The following is a 17,456-nucleotide window of genomic DNA, read 5'->3' as shown; positions in this document are numbered from 1 at the left end:
AATCTTATTCGCTTTTTAGTCGCTTGACATAGTTTTCAATTGGGTAGTTTACTGGGTCCAAGGTTAATTCCTTGCCTTGGATAAGTTGGGCCAGATGGTAGCCAATGATGGGACCAGTTGTGAGGCCTGATGAACCTAGTCCACTAGCCGCATAGACACCTTCTAAATCAGGTACCTGTCCAAAGAAAGGTGAGAAATCACTTGTATAGGCACGGATGCCCACACGTTCACTTGATGATTTCGCTTCTGCCAAGGCTGGATAGTTGGGCAAGGCTGCCTCCTCCATTTGCTGGAGCAAGCTTTCATCCACCGTCAAATCAAAGCCCATATCATTTTCATGGGTAGCGCCTAGGGACAATTTCCCACCTGCAAAAGGAATCAAATCCCACTCTTCTTCCGGCATGACAACAGGGTAGGATTCCATGTCTTGGGCAAGTTGATAGTCTCGGAGTTGCCCTTTCTGAGGACGAACATCCACTTCATATCCTAAGGGGTCTAATATGTGTCCCAACCAAGATCCCGTCGCTAAAATAACCTGATCAAACACCTCTTCGTCAATCTGGTAACCTGATGCTAAAGGTGTCAGAGTCACTTTTTCTTTGACCAGCTTGACCTGACTGGCTTCCAGCAAACGAGTCACTAAGAGTTGGCCATCTACTCTCGCTCCACCAGAAGCGCAGAGCAGGTGGTCAAAGCCCTGCAAGCCAGGGAATAATTCGTTAGCTGATGCTTGGTCCAGAATAGCTAATTGCCCTATCAAGGGAGATTCTTCTCTGCGCTGGAGCGCTAGTTGATAGAGTTCTTCCAACTTAGTTTCATCCTTTTTCAGGAGAAAGACTCCCGAACGCTGGTAAAAGTCGATTTCTTGCCCTGACTTCTCTAAATCAGCCAACAAATCCACATAAAAGTCAGCCCCTAAGCGCGCCATCTTGTACCATGCTTTATTACGGCGTTTTGAAAACCAAGGGCTGATAATGCCCGCTGCGGCCTTGGTAGCCTGACCCTGTCCATGGTCAAAAACGGTCACCTCAAGGTCACTTTCTTTCGAGAGATAATAGGCAGCTGTTGCTCCCACAATCCCGGCTCCGATAATGGCAATTTTTTTCATTGTTTTCACTTTCTAACTAGATATGGTGGAAAGGATTGGTCGATGCTTGACTAGGCAAGATATCAATATCCCAGCTCTTCTCTTCCTTCCATTGATTAAGAAGTACAGCGATTTTTTCTACAAAAAGCACTTCGATATAGTGGCCTGGGTCCAGTGCCAGCAAGCCATCAGACAGCATATCTTGGGCAGTGTGATAGTAGATATCGCCAGTAATATAGACATCTGCTCCCTTAGCTAAGGCATCCTTATAAAATGACTGCCCGCTACCACCACAGATAGCCACTCTTGAAATAGGCTTCTGCAAATCAGTCTCTTGATAATGCACCATTCGAAGACTATCTAGGCCAAAGACTTGCTTGACATGCTCGGCCAATTCCCCAAAGGTCTGAGGCTGAATATTTCCAATGCGTCCAATTCCACGTTCTGGACCTGTCTCCTGAAGATAAGTCGTCTCCTCGATTCCTAGCATCTGGCAGAACCAGTCATTGAGACCATTTTCAACGATATCAATATTGGTATGGCTGACATAAACTGCGATGTCATGCTTGATGAGGTCGATGTAAATCTGATTTTGTGGACGGCTAGCTACCAAATCCTTGATGGGACGGAAAATCGGCGCGTGCTTGACAATAATCAAGTCCACACCCTTTTCAATGGCTTCAGCCACCGTCTCTTCTCGAATATCGAGGGCAACCATGACCCTTTGGATATCCTTGTCCAAAGTGCCGATTTGCAAGCCACGACTATCGCCCTCCATGGAAAATTCCTGAGGACAAAAGGCTTCATATGCGTTAATCACTTCACTTGCTAACATGGAGCACCTCCTTGATGGCTTGAATTTTATCTACTAGAACTTGACGTTCCTCCAGATTTTTTTCTGGGATTTGGTTAAGGGCAAACTCTAGCTTAACAGCTTCTTTTTGCCATTTTTGGATAAAGACTGGACTGACCTCTTTGGACAAGAAAGGTCCAAAGCGAACATCACTGGCTGATAGCTTCATTTGCCCTGTTTCCACCACCAAAATCTCGTAGAATTTACCAGCTTCTTCTAGAATGCTTTCTGCTACAATCTGAAAACCATTGTCTTGCAACCAGATACGCAAGTCGTCTTCACGATTATTAGGCTGGAGGATCAAACGCTCTACATTAGCCAGCTTGTCCAAGCCTTCTTCTAAAATCCTAGCAATCAAACGGCCCCCCATACCTGCAATGGTGATGACCGATACTTGGTCAGCCTCTTCAAAAGCTGCCAAGCCATTGGCTAAACGAACCTGGATTTTCTCCTTTAGGCCGTGCGCTTCAACATTTTTAACCGCAGACTGATAGGGACCTTCCACCACTTCCCCTGCAATGGCGCTTTTGATTTGGCCTCTCTCGACCAACTCGATAGGCAGATAAGCATGGTCACTCCCCACATCTAGTAAAATAGCCCCTTGGGGCACAAAGGAAGCCACTAATTCTAATCTCTTTGAAATCATTCTCTCTCTCTTTCCAAAACTCTGTTACCTCTTATTATACCACATTTCAGCTAGCAATCTTGTACCTAAAAAAACCGCAATCCACAGATTGCAGTCTTTCTTTATTTTCTGGCTTGATAGCGACTAGTCAGGATGAAAATCACGGTAAAGACCAACATCATGACACCATAAACAGGTAGTGTTTGTCCTGTTAATGTCGAAATTTCAAGCAGTTTTTGGATTCTTGGGAAGAGAGCTGTAGCTAGGAAGCCTCCTACTGACCAAACAATCAAGAGGGCTCTCCAGAGGGTAAATGGCAGGCAGGCTCTAAATACGGATAAGAAACCAATAGATCCCAAGAGATAATAGAGGAGAGTTGAGATTTCTAACTCAGACCAACCTTGACTACTTCCAAAAATTTTCACAAAAAGAACGCTGAACACGACCATGAGGGCACTTGGTAGGGCACGAAGCATGGACCTTCTGAGGAAATTTGGCTCTACAGGCTTGATATTTCGCTCAAAAGTCAGAACGAATGGTGGGAAACCTTCCACGAATTGGTCGATCATGGTAATCTGGATCGGAATGAAGGGGAAAATCAAGATCCACTCAGATCGCCCTAGAAGAGCACTGGCAATACAGATAACTGCGAGCAAGAAGGAATAGATGGTCTTTATCAAGAAAATCGGTGCGATATGGGCGATGTTATTGACCACCCGACGACCTTCAAAGAGAATCTCAGGAACATCATTAAAGTCTGAGTTCAAGAGAACCAGATTTGCAATCTGACGAGTCGCAGGATCTCCCTCAGCCATCACGATAGAACAATCCGCCTCACGAAGGGCCAGGATATCATTAACCCCGTCCCCTGTCATAGCCGTTGTATGACCCACTTTTTTCAGCGTTTGGATGATGAGTTTCTTTTGATGAGGGGAAACACGTCCGAAAATAGCTGTCTTCTCAGCCATAGCAACCAATTCCTCATCCGTGATTTTCGAGCAATCTACATAGCTGTGGTAGTCCGCAAACCCAGCCTTCTGAGCAATGCTGGATACAGTGACTGGATTGTCACCAGAGATAATTTTGAGTCCCACTTCTTGAGAACGGAGATAGTCCAGCGTCTCTGCTGCTCCCTCTCGAATCGGATCCAAGATCTCCAGCAAGGCTAGAGCCTGAATATCAGATGGTTTCTGTGGTTTGTGGTGGTCCAGTTTCTCCTGACTAAGAGCTAAGACCAAGACACGTGACCCTCTCTCCAAAGCCTCTCTGGCTTCTGGGACTTCAGAGTCCAGCAACATCTCAGGCGCTCCTAAGAAAACTGTCCCCAGACCTTCCAATTCCATGGCTCCCCACTTGCGGTCGCTTGAGAAAGGAAGATTCGAAAGCATAGGGTAGGCTACCTGACCTTGGAAACGTTGGCGAATAGCTTGGGCTGTTGGATTCTTATCCTCACTATGGGCCATATAACTAGCCAAAATGTTGGCAATAGCCTCATCACCATAAGTTGCCATCAGCGGAATTACAGCCTCCACCTGCATCTTTCCTTGGGTGATGGTGCCCGTCTTGTCCAGACAGAGCATATCCACGCGCGCCAAGGTCTCAACAGAGTACATTTCCTGAACCAAGACCTTTTTCAAGCCCAACTTAATCACCGCTGTCAAGAGCGAAGTAATGGTCAAAAGGGCAATTCCCTTAGGCAACATTCCCAGTAGGGCTGTCGACGAATTTACAACGGATGATTTGAGAGGCAGACCTTTCAACATCAAGGCTTCTAGCAAGAGAGCCAGACCAAAAGGAATGATAATCTTCCCAGTAAAACCTGCTAACCTGTCCAGCGATTTCATGATACGGGAGTTAATAGGTTTAACGGTCTTGGCTTCCAGCATGAGTTTGGCAGCATAGTTATCAGATCCAACATGGTGAACTTGAGCCAAAACTGCCCCACTAGCCAAGAAACTTCCTGACAAAAGCAAGGCATCCACTTCCTTTTGCACCAAATCACTTTCTCCCGTTAGCATGGCTTCATTAACCTCCGCAAAGCCTTCCAAAACCAAGGCATCACTAGGAATCTGCTCTCCAGCAGACAGACGAATCACATCTCCTAACACCAATTCTTCAGGATTCAGAGCCACTTCTTGGCCATCACGAATGGTTTTGACTTTTTCCTTGGTCATGAGATTGAGCTTGTCCACCATGTGTTTGGCCCGTAGCTCGGTCACAATTCCAGAAAAAGCGTTAAAGCAGATAACAGCAAAGAAGACCAAATTGCTCCAAGCCTGCACAAAGGCAAGGGCCAAAGCAATGGCAAAGTTCAAAGCGTTAAAAAGAGTAAAGACATTTCGTTTAACGATTTGCCAAGTGCTGGTATTGGCCGAAGCAGTAAAATCATTGACCAAGCCCTTAGCCTGTCTTTCCTTGACTTCTATTTGGGTTAATCCCATAATCTTATTTTTATCCATAAATTTTATCATACCATTTTTTCTAAAAGAATTCTAATTTCATCCCAAATATGGACCTGGTCAAGGGAAAAGTTTGCCAGCCCTCCTTTGATAAGGTATAATAATAACAAGAAAAGAATCGAAGGAGATCGCATGTTTTATACTTATTTACGTGGATTGGTTGTATTGCTCCTATGGTCCATCAATGGCAATGCCCACTATCATAATACTGATAAAATTCCTAATCAAGATGAAAATTATATTTTGGTTGCGCCTCACCGCACTTGGTGGGATCCAGTTTATATGGCCTTTGCGACCAAGCCAAAACAATTCATCTTCATGGCCAAAAAAGAACTCTTTACCAACCGTATCTTTGGCTGGTGGATCCGTATGTGTGGTGCTTTTCCTATCGACCGGGAAAATCCAAGCGCCTCAGCCATCAAATACCCTATCAATGTTCTCAAAAAAAGTGACCGCTCTCTCATCATGTTTCCAAGTGGGAGCCGTCACTCAAACGATGTCAAGGGTGGCGTAGCTCTGATTGCCAAAATGGCCAAGGTCCGTATCATGCCTGTTACCTATACAGGTCCCATGACTTTGAAGGGCTTAGTTAGCCGTGAACGTGTCGATATGAACTTTGGAAATCCAATCGATATCTCAGATATCAAGAAAATGAATGATGAAGGCATTGAAACAGTCGCCAATCGCATCCAAGCAGAATTTCAACGTTTGGACCAAGAAACGAAACAATGGCACAATAATAAAAAACCAAACCCACTCTGGTGGTTTATCCGCATCCCTGCTCTCATCCTTGCCATTATCCTCGCTATCCTAACCATCATCTTTAGCTTTATCGCAAGCTTCGTATGGAATCCAGATAAAAAGAGAGAAAAACTTGGTTAAATAAATACAACAATCCCTTGGCAAAAGCCAAGGGATAAATCTTTTATTCGATTTTCCATTTTTGGGCCAACCAGCTGGAAAAAGCTAGGAATCGCTCAGCTACTTGTTCATGGTGTCCATAAGGATCAAAGACAAACTGGCCGTTCGGATAGCATTTCTGAAGACTGGTATGGATCTGCTCAGCATAGACTGGTGCTTGAGCCAAGCGATTGCTATGATCGACTCCTTCTGTTTGACCGTTCTGTAAATACAGCAAACAGTCTAGATTTTTCACTGTTTCTGCCTTGCAGTAAGCCACAAAATCAGGATACCAAAAGGAACCGCAAATGGAGAAGACACAGGAAACCTTGTCAAAGCTGAAAAGACTGTAGACTGCCGCCAAACCACCTAGTGAGTAACCTCCGTAGGCAAGGCGATTTTCATCCAGGCGATAAAGCGACTGCAACTTATCTAAAAGACCTCCAAATAAATGATCATGATAGGCGTTGGCCTGACCGCCAAAATCTGGAAATCCATCTCTCAGAGCCGATGTCGCCCAGGGAGTGTAGTCGTCTAGGCGATTTTTAGAGGTCAAGCCCACTAAAATCACAGATTCGGAAAGGGACGATAAGAAGCCCAAGTTTCCATCATTCAATAAAATAGCCGGATAGGTTTGATTGGGGGCGTAGTTAGAAGGAAGGTTGATTTTAACTTGAATTCCTTCCCAATCAAACTCATTATTTATTGATAAAGTCATTGATTTTCTCAAGGGAATCAATCACTGCTGGACCATAGTCCATCAATTCATCGTAAGAGATGGTCATGATTTTTTGATTCTTAATAGCAGGAACGCTTTCCAAAACAGCATTTGCCTTCATCAACTCTACTGCTTTTTCATCCAATTTTTTATTGCGATCGCTGGTTACATAGATAATCAATTCAGGATCCATTGACACGAGGTTTTCCAAGGTCAAGCCTGATGTCCCCGTAGCAACGTTTGTATAACCAAGTTGGTTCAGCAAACTTTCTTGCAAAGCAGACTTGTAGGCACCGAAGGTTTCATCATTATAAGCAACCATAATCAAAGCCTTTTTCTTTTCACCTTGACTTGCTGGGTTTGCTTTCTTAACAGCGTCAATTTTAGTTTGTAATTGGGCCGCGTATTCATTAGCCTTGTCCTGAACATTAAAAATCATTCCAAGATTTTTGACATCTTCTACGATATTCCCCAAATCTTGCTGAATTGTTGAGAGAGAAGCTTTTTGCGTATAAACTGGGATTTTGTTTTCATTCCAAGTGCTAACTGTCCCCAAGGATTTTTCAGAAAACATCATATTTCGACCCATCACAGCGTCTGGCTCATAAGAAAGGACTGTCTCTTGTGAGACTGTTTTTTTATCCCCAATTTGAGGAATAGTCGCAATCGCGTCCTTGTATTTGTCCGTCACAGCATTGTCTGGATTGAGCATGCCAACAATTTTATCCTTCAACCCCAACTCCAATAAGATTTCAGTGGTTGAAAGATTGTTGGTGATAACTTTTTCAGGTGCCTTGTCAAAGACTTGTTCGACTTCATTCCCTTTCGCGTCATAGGTTTTGACCGTTAGTGGATAAGTCGTCTCTGTGCTCGCCTTTTGACTTGTCTCTGTGCTAGATTGTGTGGTAGCTTTTTCTGTAGTAGTGTTACCACAAGCTGCCATGGTTAAGGTAGCTACTGTCACGAGTAAAATACTGAGTGTTTTTTTCATCTTGTTTTCCTTTTCATTCTTATAAATAGTGAATCATAGCTTGCTGATCCTCGGTCCAAGTCACCTGACTTTGAACTCCGTATACAGTTTGCAATGACTCAGGGGTGATGGTCTCCTTTGGAGTCCCTTGGTAAAGGATTTCCCCCTCTTTCATCAGATAGAGATAATCCGAATAGCGACAAGCAAGTTGAATATCATGCAAGACAGCTAGAACAGTTATCTTGAGCTCCTTCACAATGGCCAACAAGTCTAGCTGATACTTGATATCCAAGTGATTGGTAGGTTCATCCAGGAGCAAAAGAGTCGGTTCTTGCGCCAAGGCGCGGGCTAATAAGACTCGTTGTTTCTCTCCCCCTGATAGAGACGAATAGAGACGAGTTTTCTTCTCTAGCATATCCACCTTGACAAGAGCATCTTGAACGAGGGCATAATCCCTTTCCTTTTCCTTCTGTAGAAAAGAGAGATGGGGAGTTCTACCTAGCAAGACGATTTCCTCAACTGTACAATCAAACTGCAATTGATTAAACTGGGTGACAACTGCCATTTGCTTGGCTGTTTCTTTGATTGTCCATTGTTCAAGAGGTTTTCCATCTAGGCTTATCAAGCCTTTGTCCGCCTTTTCCTGACGATAGAGGAGTTTAAGTAGACTGGTTTTCCCGCTTCCATTTGGTCCTAATATCGTGTGAAATTGATTCCCTTCAACCTTAAGAGAGACTCCTTTGAGGATTTTTTTCTCTCCTAGTCCAAAGTGGATATCCTGACAAATCAAGTCCATATCAGACCCTCACCTCCCTTCGCCTACCTCCAACAATGTAGATAAAGAAGGGAGCACCTACTAAGGCTGTGAAAATACCAATAGGAAGCTCTGCGTTTGGAATGATGATACGAGAGAGTACGTCTGCCCAGATGACAAAGAGGGCACCCAGCAAGGTTGCAACGGGAAAAAGCCTCTTGTAATTCGTTCCTACTAACCCTCGAGCTAAATGTGGAGTAATCAGACCGACAAATCCAATAATTCCACAGGTTGCCACTAAGACTGCTGTCAGCACAGCCACCATTGTCACATAAAGATACCAATAAAAGCGTAAGGGAATCCCCAAAGTTAAAGCAGCCTCATCTCCCATCATCATCGCATTGAAAACACGATACTGGGTAGAGAAAAATAGAAAGGCTATTCCTACCACTATAGTTGGCAGGACCAAGTCAGACCAGGAAGTCCCAGCGAGCGAGCCCATGGTCCAAAACTTAATGGTCATCACACTATCCGCATTAGCTCCGACTGAGATAATAAAGTTTGAAAAAGCCAGAAAGAGAGCGTTGACCACCGTTCCTGATAAGATTAGACTGGAAGTCGTCATCCTTCCCTGCATAGAGGCAATGATGAGGACAGCAATTGTTGCCAAAATAGCTCCAAGAAAAGCTCCAAGGCTAATCATCACTTTTAAACCAAGAATGATGCTCAAGGTTGCCCCTAGAGTTGCACCAGCAGATATTCCTAAGACGTAAGGCTCTGCGATTGGGTTGTTCACTGTAGACTGCATCACGCTACCACACATAGAGAGACCTGCTCCTACTATCAGACCTAACAATACTCGAGGGAATCTCATGTTCCATACAATGGCAAGAGTAGACTTGGAAACCTCTCCTATCTCCAGAGGAAATCCCAACCTGCTCAAAATAATCCGATAGGTATCTCCTAGATTAATCGCAACGGATCCCATAGAAACTGCTAGAAAAAGAGAAATCCCTAAAACACCTAGCAAAATACCTAAAAGCAACACAAATTGCAGGTCTTGTCGGCTTCCAGAAAATTTGGAAAGCATGCAAACCTCCTTTGATAGAATCTTAAAAATTTAGAAAATTCTCATGAAAAGTATACCATATTTTCAACAATGGAACAAGATGAGAACAAATGAATATAGTTGATTTTATTGTGCTAGGAACCGTAACCGAAGATTATACTTGAGTATATCGAGGTAAGGTGCCAACGCAAAAAGCCCTCTGAAAATCAGAGAGCTGATTTGAGCTCGGGCTAAAATCCTAGTGAAACAAAAAAATCTACACGGTCAGAAAAGTCTCTATCGTGCCATTTTCATACATGATATATAGTCCAAGTAGAATGAATACTAAGGGCACAATGATTCGCTCGTATTTTTCAATTGTCTCGAATATTAACGGAATAGAGGATAACACCCGACTAATCTCGCATAAGATAATTATGCCGATTACAAACACAAGCAAGGCCACGAGGGTCTGTGACCAATCTAACGAAGCAAAATAAGGTATATAGATACCTAAATTATCTCCGCCAGACGCAATTGTTAGCAATGTAACTGTCCAAAACAGTTGATTTGCCTTGCTTTGTTCTAATCTTTCAATAATTTCTTCCTCTTCTTCCTCTTCTTCCTCACCTTCTCCAACAATTGCAAAGCGAATCCCTAAATAGATAGGGATTAAACCAAGCAATCCAACCATCCATTCTTCAGGCACGAAATTAACGACATAAGCAGCAACTAAACTCGCCCCTACAAGTAAGCCTGTGCCTAGATATTGCCCCGCATAAATATGCCATTTTTGTTTATTCTGTGATAGCTGTGCAAATAAAATAAATAAAATAATTAAATAATCGATACTGGTGGAAATATAAACACCAATAGCAGATATGATTGTCTGTCCCATAAAAAACCTCCTGTATTGGTCAGTAATAAATCAGCAGATTTTAGGAGAGCACAGACACATTAATTTAGCTATCGCTAGTGGGTAATTTCGAACATAGGAAAGCATTTTACTCCTCCTCAAAACGTAGTTACAAAGTAATTTCTAACTGGAATTCGGTGACTACTTCCATGTAAAGTATAACATACTATACTTTACTTCGTAAAGTGTGGGCTCTCCGAAGGGGCTTGCAGACAGCTACTCGGCTTTTCAAGCCGAGTAGCTACGCACCTTTATGGTGTAATTAGCTGATACCATTTGAGGTTTTTGTAGTCTCCAAAATTGTAACCGATAAAACCTTTTGATTTAATTCTTGGATGGCCTTAATTGTTTTTGTAGTCTCCAAAATTGTGACCGATAAAACCTGAACAAAAAATCTCCCCGAAGGGAGATCATTCTGGTTTATTTTACCTTACAGTGCTAGGAACCGTAACCTAAGATTATACTTGAGTATATCGAGGTAAGGTGACAACAAAAAAAGCCCTCTTAAAATCAGAGAGCTCCAGTCTTGCTGGATAAACCGTTTATAGACTAGGCGACGAGGCGAAGGTTGTACTAATGGTACATCGAGCCGAAGACAACGAAGTATAGAAACGGTTTAGACGCAAGATTAACGACGAAGTCCTAGAGAGTTGATTAACTCACGGTAACGGTTAACGTCGTTTTTACGCAAGTATGCAAGCAAGTTACGACGGTGACCGATTTTTTTCATCAATCCACGGTAAGTAGCGTGGTCTTTTTTGTGTTGTTTGATGTGTTCGTTAAGGTGGTTGATTTCCCAAGTAAGGACAGCAACTTGAACCTCTACTGAACCTGTATCACCTTCGTGACGTGCATATTGTGCGATGATTTCATTTTTTTTCTCTTTTGAGATTGCCATGATGTTTCTCCTTTTTATTTGGCTTCATCCGAGTGACAGGTTGGCATGCCTGTAACCAAGAAGAAGTTATTTGTCTTTACGACAATCCTTATTCTACCAATAACTAACTTCTTTGTCAACAGATTTACTCCTTTCTCTTTACTTCACCAACATAATGGAGATACCCAACCTCTTCTAAGATTACCATTCCTAATTCTCCCCCTCAACAAGGAAATTCAAAAAAATCTACAAATATCTTGAAAATTTTCACAATCATGCTATAATAATCCATAGAGACAAGTCACTTAGTCCCTTTCTACTAGAGAGTGCGTGGTTGCTGGAAACGCATAGGAAGCCTAAACTGATACTACTCGTGAGTTTTTTATGAAAACATAAAACGGTGGCCACGTTAGAGCCAATCAGAGGTGTCCCTCTTTTTTGAGGAACATAAATGAAGGTGGAACCACGTTGCGACGTCCTTTCGAGGATGTCGCTTTTTGTTTTTCTAGCTTTCACAATCCTCTGTCCCTGTTTTCAGAATAGGGTTAACACATTCGTCAATAATATAAGTAAGGAGAACATCATGATTAACATTACTTTCCCAGATGGCGCTATTCGTGAATTCGAATCTGGCGTTACAACTTTTGAAATTGCCCAATCTATCAGCAATTCTCTAGCTAAAAAAGCTCTTGCTGGTAAATTTAACGGCAAACTCATCGACACTACTCGTGCTATCACTGAAGATGGAAGCATCGAAATCGTGACACCTGATCACGAAGATGCCCTTCCAATCTTGCGTCACTCAGCTGCCCACTTGTTCGCCCAAGCAGCTCGTCGCCTTTTCCCAGACATTCACTTGGGAGTTGGTCCAGCTATCGAAGACGGTTTCTACTACGATACTGATAACACAGCTGGTCAAATCTCCAACGAAGACCTTCCTCGTATCGAAGAAGAAATGCAAAAAATCGTTAAAGAAAACTTCCCATCAATCCGTGAAGAAGTGACTAAAGACGAGGCACGTGAAATCTTCAAAAACGACCCTTACAAGTTGGAATTGATTGAAGAACACTCTGAAGACGAAGGTGGTTTGACTATCTATCGTCAGGGTGAATATGTAGACCTTTGCCGTGGCCCTCACGTCCCATCAACAGGCCGCATCCAAATCTTCCACCTTCTCCATGTAGCAGGTGCTTACTGGCGTGGAAATAGCGACAACGCTATGATGCAACGTATCTATGGTACAGCTTGGTTTGACAAGAAAGACTTGAAGAACTACCTTCAAATGCGTGAAGAAGCTAAGGAACGTGATCACCGTAAACTTGGTAAAGAGCTTGACCTCTTCATGATTTCTCAAGAAGTTGGGCAAGGGCTTCCATTCTGGTTGCCAAACGGTGCGACTATTCGTCGTGAGTTGGAACGCTACATCGTAGACAAAGAGCTAGCTTCTGGCTACCAACACGTCTACACTCCACCACTTGCATCTGTTGAGCTTTACAAGACTTCTGGTCACTGGGATCATTACCAAGAAGACATGTTCCCAACTATGGACATGGGTGATGGGGAAGAATTTGTCCTTCGTCCAATGAACTGCCCACACCACATCCAAGTCTTCAAACACCATGTTCACTCTTACCGCGAATTGCCAATCCGTATCGCTGAAATCGGTATGATGCACCGTTACGAAAAATCTGGTGCCCTCACTGGTCTTCAACGTGTGCGTGAAATGTCACTCAACGACGGTCACCTCTTCGTTACGCCAGAACAAATCCAAGAAGAATTCCAACGTGCCCTTCAGTTGATTATCGATGTTTATGAAGACTTCAACTTGACTGAATACCGCTTCCGTCTCTCTCTTCGTGACCCTCAAGATACTCACAAGTACTTTGATAACGATGAGATGTGGGAAAATGCCCAAACTATGCTTCGTGCAGCCCTTGATGAAATGGGCGTGGACTACTTTGAAGCCGAAGGGGAAGCAGCCTTCTACGGACCAAAATTGGATATTCAAGTTAAGACTGCCCTTGGTAAAGAAGAAACCCTTTCTACTATCCAGCTTGACTTCTTGCTTCCAGAACGCTTCGACCTTAAATACATCGGAGCTGATGGCGAAGAACACCGTCCAGTCATGATTCACCGTGGTGTAATCTCTACTATGGAGCGCTTCACAGCTATCTTGATTGAGAACTACAAGGGAGCCTTCCCAACATGGCTTGCACCTCACCAAGTAACCCTCATCCCAGTATCTAACGAAAAACACGTAGACTACGCTTGGGAAGTAGCTAAGAAACTCCGTGACCGTGGTGTCCGTGCAGATGTAGATGAGCGCAATGAAAAAATGCAGTTCAAGATCCGTGCTTCACAAACCAGCAAGATTCCTTACCAATTGATTGTTGGAGACAAGGAAATGGAAGACGGAACAGTCAACGTTCGTCGCTACGGACAAAAAGAAACACAAACTGTCTCAGTTGATGACTTTGTTCAAGCTATCCTAGCTGATATTGCCAACAAATCACGCGTTGAGAAATAAGATATAAAACCTGGGATAAAATCCTAGATACCTAAAAAGCAACAACTATTTCAGCTGTTGCTTTTTATATTTTTACTCAATGAAAATCAAAAAGCAAACTAGGAAGCTAGCCGCAAGCTGTACTTGAGTACGGTAAGGCGACGCTGACGTGGTTTGAAGAGATTTTCGAAGAGTATTATTTAATCCGAGCTAGTAGTGATTGACCAAACCACCACACAAGATTTGCTTTCATGAGTTAGATAAGGTCAATATCCTCAATCCTTATCTGCTTCATTTTCTTTTACTAGATCTTTTTGTGAATCCTTTTCAGAGAGTTTTTGATCGATATACTTGTTAATGGTTTCATAAAATTCCTTGGTCGAATCACTGTCTAGTTTTGTCGAATTATGAACTTGATTGACTTTCAATTGAACAGATTGAATACCGTAAGAGGCTTGTTTTTGGTGGAGCGTTTCTAATTCTTCTTCTGAAATCGGATCTCCAACAACCGTCAAGACCAATTCATTGTTCCTTGACTTGTAGACTTGATTAATGACCGTGTGATTGGCGAACTCTTTTCCTACAAACTGTTTGATTCCTTCTTTTCGCGCTTGATCTATCGTTAGAGTGACTGCTGAATAGCTGGCTGGAAGAATCAATAATACAATCAAGGAGATCAACCCAATTCTCATTTTAATATTTAACTCTTTAAATGAACTTAAGGGAGATTTTCTCATCATAATTCTTGTTCCAACAATGTTGATTAGCATGATAAAGACACAGTTAATCAAGAAAAGATAAAGAGCTCCAAATAAAAATCGTACATTTCCATTAGCTAAACCGTAACCTGCAGTACAGATAGGCGGCATCAGAGCTGTAGCAATGGCTACTCCTGGCACGATATTGTTTGCTTCTTTTTTCCTTGAACCGATCACACCAGCAATCCCACCAGCAATAGCAATGAGGACATCCCAAATGGTTGGAGAGGTTCGTGCAATCAACTCGCTACTTGCATAAGACAAGGGAGAAATCCAGAAATACAGAGTCGAGACAAGCAAACTGACCAACACTTGAGTCAATAAAACCTCTAGAGATTGCTTGATTAAACGCGTATCAAAAATAGCTAAACCGAATCCCAGTCCAACAATCGGTGTCATGAGAGGTGAAATCAACATGGCTCCTATAATGACAGCTGTTGAATTCATATTTAGTCCGATAGAGGCAATAAAAATTGCACACATCAAAATCGCTGTATCTCTCAATCGAACATGAAGGTCATCGTATAATTTCTCACGGTATTCCCGTGTTGAATAATTGGCAGTCATTTGTCCTCTCCTCTTTCCTTATTTAAATTGGTATAATAATTAAAAATAACAGCTGATAAACAGCCAAAAAATATGAGCCCATAAATCGTCAAGAAGACACTGGTAATCCTTCCAATCAAGGTCACAGCTAGGAGATCCCCGTAGCCGACAGTCGTCGAAGTCACAAAAGCATACCAAAGACCGTCTCCGTAATTTGTGATAGCAGGTTCAACTAGGAAAAGCACGCCTCCTGACCCAAAAACAAAGGTCACAAAACTCAGAGCAAACCGAGTAAAACCCGTAACCTGCATAATATGCCATAACATTTTTAAACGTTTCATTTGTTCTCCTTATTCATACTAGCTCCTGACCGAGCCGTTTTTTTCCAATAATCAAAGTGAAGATAGGACATGATCTCCATCACCAAACCCCAGTCCAACAATCGGTGTCATAAGAGGGGAAATCAGCATGGCTCCAATAATAACAGCTGTTGAATTCATATTTAGACCGATAGAGGCAATAAAAATTGCACACATCAAAATCGCTGTATCTCTCAATCGAACATGAAGGTCATCGTATAATTTCTCACGGTATTCCCGTGTTGAATAATTTCCGTTCATTGGTTACTCCTTTTATTTTATATAATCTTGTTTCTGCATGGATGATGGTAGAGAGACTTCTGTCCAATCTTACATATTTTTCTTCTCACCTGTTATTCTTTTGAAAATTATCTTTTAAGTATCCGTCAGTCCATCCTTTATATTATATCAAAAATTTTACAGTTTTTCTCTGACGAAATCTATCAATTGAATAGATAGATGAAGCAAGAAATTTTTGTTTCCTTATCCGAAGAAGGAAAAACGGTATCTCCTGAACCTTGATACTATGCGTTTTATTCTTTATAATTTAGCTATTTCAAAATTACAAGTTCTCCATTCTTAATTTCCCAAACTTGGTCAAACTTACTTAATAATTCGTTTTGGCGATGTAAAGTAACAATGACGGCACTTGGTAGTTCCAGAACTCTTTCCAATTCCATTTTAAACTGATTAGTATCCAAGGCAGAGAAAGGTTCGTCTAGGATAAGCAATGGATTTTTACGATTTTTCTCACGATTTAAATACATTCGTTGTTGCTGACCACCTGACAGGGATTGTGGTGGAATTTTTTCAAAATCTTCTTCTCTGAATTTTTCATTGAAACTATTGAATAGTGTTACATTATTTTCATAACTCGAAATAAATGTATGTTCTTGTTGCAGAATCATACCGAATCTTCCCCAAAGATGGTCCAAAACAAGCCCATCTAGCACAATTTGTCCTTCAAAATCTTCATCTGTTCCATTTAAAATGTTGAGAAGACTACTTTTTCCAGACCCATTCTTACCAATAAGCGCAATTTTATCCCCTTTTTGAATCGTAGCGGAAGTAATTATCAATTTTGATTCTCCCAGTTGTTTGGAAATATTTTTCAAAGTAATCGTATCAAAAGAATGTTGAGGTGCTTGAACTGAAACGGGTCTCCCAACAATGTTTTGAAAACTCTTGATTACAGGCTTTACGGACTCTAACATTTGTAAATCATAAAGGATTTCCTGTATTGGTTCAGAAAAAGCATTAATATATCCGAAACTCGCCACCACCTCAGGAATACCGAGTTGCTGGTGAGATAGAGAGTAGGCTAAATAAATAAACAGAACAAGACTAATGAATTCAAAAGAAACACCTGTCAATAAGATGCCTGTAATTTTTGTCAAACCATACTTAAAATACTTATCCTGCAAATTCTTTAGAGATCTCTTTTGTTGATTCAAAAAATGCGACATAGTTAGTTTATTTACCAAATGATGTCCCATGAGCAAATCCTCCAAAGTTCGATAGTAATCTCCTTGTTTTTTCAAGTAAACCTGTCTACGATTAGCGGTCAACTTCCCAACGATTTTAGGAATTTGAATACTAATTCCAGTGGAAAAGATTAAAATCAGTGATACAATAGGATTAATTGTTCTGCTAATAATGAAAGCGTAAATGATGATACGTAAAATTTGTTTGATAAAACTCATCAATGGAGGAAGGTAATCCTTTTCCAACGAATCTAGGTCATTAGATTGATAGGAAATATACTCTGCTACTGTTTTCTGCTTAAAATCGTGGTGACTGAGTCCCAGAAGTGAACGAAACCACTCATTTTTCAAAGTAGTCGAAAAGATAATCCCCTGCTTCCAATCAAGTATCATTTGGATATAGTTACAACTCAAATAGCCTGCCACTGACATAGAGTAACCATATAGAGCTACTTGATAATCCCCTTTGATTAATGCCTGCGTGAAATACGGTAACAAAGCTGTGCAGATATTCGATACTACACCAAAAAGAAAATTAAAGAAGAGATACCATCTAATAGTTTTAAGATATGGTAGCATATACGATACTCCTTGCT

General features: G+C 41.8%; 15 protein-coding genes and 2 pseudogenes. 3 read left to right on the top strand and 14 right to left on the bottom strand.

Features of this window, described 5'->3' with window-relative positions; genetic code table 11:
• Positions 1–4 precede the first annotated feature (4 nt).
• From QM865_RS04460 to QM865_RS04445, 4 genes are all read right to left on the bottom strand, one after another.
• Positions 5–1,108, bottom strand: coding sequence for an FAD-binding oxidoreductase (locus tag QM865_RS04460; protein ID WP_261074511.1), 1,104 nt, complete (start codon positions 1,106–1,108; stop codon positions 5–7).
• A 16-nt stretch (positions 1,109–1,124) separates the two neighbouring features.
• Positions 1,125–1,922 carry a Nif3-like dinuclear metal center hexameric protein gene (locus QM865_RS04455; RefSeq protein ID WP_414306093.1) on the bottom strand — a complete coding sequence of 266 codons (798 nt, stop codon included), beginning with the start codon at positions 1,920–1,922 and terminating at the stop codon, positions 1,125–1,127.
• Positions 1,909–2,586: a tRNA (adenine(22)-N(1))-methyltransferase gene (locus QM865_RS04450; protein WP_414306092.1), complete on the bottom strand. Its 678-nt coding sequence runs from the start codon at positions 2,584–2,586 to the stop codon at positions 1,909–1,911. The genes QM865_RS04455 and QM865_RS04450 overlap by 14 nt, the downstream gene beginning before the upstream one ends.
• A 101-nt stretch (positions 2,587–2,687) precedes the next feature.
• Positions 2,688–5,024, bottom strand: a complete 2,337-nt coding sequence (locus tag QM865_RS04445) for a cation-translocating P-type ATPase (RefSeq protein WP_414306091.1) — start codon at positions 5,022–5,024, stop codon at positions 2,688–2,690.
• A gap of 132 nt (positions 5,025–5,156) precedes the next feature.
• Here QM865_RS04445 and QM865_RS04440 point away from each other — a divergent pair, with 132 nt between their 5' ends.
• The gene (locus QM865_RS04440; RefSeq protein ID WP_261080255.1) at positions 5,157–5,906 is read left to right on the top strand and encodes a lysophospholipid acyltransferase family protein; all 750 of its coding nucleotides are present in this window, start codon (positions 5,157–5,159) and stop codon (positions 5,904–5,906) included.
• 43 nt (positions 5,907–5,949) lie between these two features.
• Here the strand turns inward: QM865_RS04440 and QM865_RS04435 are convergent, their stop codons facing one another.
• The 6 genes from QM865_RS04435 to rpsO form a co-directional block, all read right to left on the bottom strand.
• Positions 5,950–6,642: an alpha/beta hydrolase-fold protein gene (locus QM865_RS04435; protein WP_414306090.1), complete on the bottom strand. Its 693-nt coding sequence runs from the start codon at positions 6,640–6,642 to the stop codon at positions 5,950–5,952.
• Positions 6,623–7,633: an ABC transporter substrate-binding protein gene (locus tag QM865_RS04430; RefSeq protein ID WP_000753258.1), complete on the bottom strand. Its 1,011-nt coding sequence runs from the start codon at positions 7,631–7,633 to the stop codon at positions 6,623–6,625. The genes QM865_RS04435 and QM865_RS04430 overlap by 20 nt, the downstream gene beginning before the upstream one ends.
• A 19-nt stretch (positions 7,634–7,652) precedes the next feature.
• Positions 7,653–8,408, bottom strand: coding sequence for an ABC transporter ATP-binding protein (locus QM865_RS04425; protein ID WP_371508839.1), 756 nt, complete (start codon positions 8,406–8,408; stop codon positions 7,653–7,655).
• 1 nt (position 8,409) lies between these two features.
• Positions 8,410–9,456, bottom strand: a complete 1,047-nt coding sequence (locus QM865_RS04420; protein WP_371508837.1) for a FecCD family ABC transporter permease — start codon at positions 9,454–9,456, stop codon at positions 8,410–8,412.
• Between the two features lie 235 nt (positions 9,457–9,691).
• Complete coding sequence (locus QM865_RS04415; RefSeq protein ID WP_000531713.1) at positions 9,692–10,312, bottom strand: CadD family cadmium resistance transporter; 621 nt, start codon at positions 10,310–10,312, stop codon at positions 9,692–9,694.
• 646 nt (positions 10,313–10,958) lie between these two features.
• Positions 10,959–11,228, bottom strand: coding sequence for a 30S ribosomal protein S15 (gene rpsO / locus QM865_RS04410; protein WP_050304290.1), 270 nt, complete (start codon positions 11,226–11,228; stop codon positions 10,959–10,961).
• Positions 11,229–11,541: 313 nt separating this feature from the next.
• Between rpsO and QM865_RS04405 the strand changes: the two are divergent.
• Positions 11,542–11,750, top strand: a pseudogene (locus tag QM865_RS04405) (hypothetical protein).
• Positions 11,751–11,790: 40 nt separating this feature from the next.
• The gene (gene thrS / locus QM865_RS04400) at positions 11,791–13,734 is read left to right on the top strand and encodes a threonine--tRNA ligase (protein WP_033679869.1); all 1,944 of its coding nucleotides are present in this window, start codon (positions 11,791–11,793) and stop codon (positions 13,732–13,734) included.
• 254 nt (positions 13,735–13,988) lie between these two features.
• On the opposite strand, the gene QM865_RS04395 is transcribed toward thrS, so the two are convergent.
• The 4 genes and pseudogenes from QM865_RS04395 to QM865_RS04380 all read right to left on the bottom strand — a co-directional run bounded on the left by QM865_RS04395 (position 13,989) and on the right by QM865_RS04380 (position 17,439).
• A complete protein-coding gene (locus QM865_RS04395) occupies positions 13,989–15,038 on the bottom strand; it encodes a DUF389 domain-containing protein (RefSeq protein WP_064276307.1) in 1,050 nt (349 codons plus the stop codon).
• Entirely contained in the window at positions 15,035–15,358 is a 324-nt protein-coding gene (locus QM865_RS04390; protein ID WP_000825751.1) for a potassium channel family protein, read from the bottom strand. Before QM865_RS04390 ends, QM865_RS04395 begins: the two co-directional genes overlap by 4 nt.
• An 81-nt stretch (positions 15,359–15,439) precedes the next feature.
• Positions 15,440–15,637 (bottom strand): annotated as a pseudogene (locus tag QM865_RS04385) (DUF389 domain-containing protein); the annotation flags it as partial.
• A gap of 290 nt (positions 15,638–15,927) precedes the next feature.
• Positions 15,928–17,439 (bottom strand): ATP-binding cassette domain-containing protein, encoded by a 1,512-nt coding sequence (locus tag QM865_RS04380; RefSeq protein ID WP_023946213.1) that lies wholly within the window; start codon positions 17,437–17,439, stop codon positions 15,928–15,930.
• Positions 17,440–17,456 lie beyond the last annotated feature (17 nt).

The organism is Streptococcus mitis (assembly GCF_047462815.1).
GTDB lineage: Bacteria > Bacillota > Bacilli > Lactobacillales > Streptococcaceae > Streptococcus > Streptococcus mitis_DO.
The sequence above is the reverse complement of the archived record's forward strand: the minus strand, read 5'-3'. Positions and strand labels throughout refer to the sequence as shown.

Bases quoted from the DNA above. Each gene is read 5' to 3' on its own strand.
- QM865_RS04440 (WP_261080255.1), top strand. From the start codon at position 5,157: ATGTTTTATACTTATTTACGTGGATTGGTTGTATTGCTCCTATGGTCC.
- QM865_RS04420 (WP_371508837.1), bottom strand. From the start codon at position 9,456: ATGCTTTCCAAATTTTCTGGAAGCCGACAAGACCTGCAATTTGTGTTG.
- QM865_RS04415 (WP_000531713.1), bottom strand. From the start codon at position 10,312: ATGGGACAGACAATCATATCTGCTATTGGTGTTTATATTTCCACCAGT.
- rpsO (WP_050304290.1), bottom strand. From the start codon at position 11,228: ATGGCAATCTCAAAAGAGAAAAAAAATGAAATCATCGCACAATATGCA.
- QM865_RS04430 (WP_000753258.1), bottom strand. From the start codon at position 7,633: ATGAAAAAAACACTCAGTATTTTACTCGTGACAGTAGCTACCTTAACC.
- QM865_RS04390 (WP_000825751.1), bottom strand. From the start codon at position 15,358: ATGAAACGTTTAAAAATGTTATGGCATATTATGCAGGTTACGGGTTTT.
- QM865_RS04435 (WP_414306090.1), bottom strand. From the start codon at position 6,642: ATGACTTTATCAATAAATAATGAGTTTGATTGGGAAGGAATTCAAGTT.
- QM865_RS04395 (WP_064276307.1), bottom strand. From the start codon at position 15,038: ATGACTGCCAATTATTCAACACGGGAATACCGTGAGAAATTATACGAT.
- QM865_RS04425 (WP_371508839.1), bottom strand. From the start codon at position 8,408: ATGGACTTGATTTGTCAGGATATCCACTTTGGACTAGGAGAGAAAAAA.
- thrS (WP_033679869.1), top strand. From the start codon at position 11,791: ATGATTAACATTACTTTCCCAGATGGCGCTATTCGTGAATTCGAATCT.
- QM865_RS04445 (WP_414306091.1), bottom strand. From the start codon at position 5,024: ATGGATAAAAATAAGATTATGGGATTAACCCAAATAGAAGTCAAGGAA.
- QM865_RS04455 (WP_414306093.1), bottom strand. From the start codon at position 1,922: ATGTTAGCAAGTGAAGTGATTAACGCATATGAAGCCTTTTGTCCTCAG.
- QM865_RS04450 (WP_414306092.1), bottom strand. From the start codon at position 2,586: ATGATTTCAAAGAGATTAGAATTAGTGGCTTCCTTTGTGCCCCAAGGG.
- QM865_RS04460 (WP_261074511.1), bottom strand. From the start codon at position 1,108: ATGAAAAAAATTGCCATTATCGGAGCCGGGATTGTGGGAGCAACAGCT.
- QM865_RS04380 (WP_023946213.1), bottom strand. From the start codon at position 17,439: ATGCTACCATATCTTAAAACTATTAGATGGTATCTCTTCTTTAATTTT.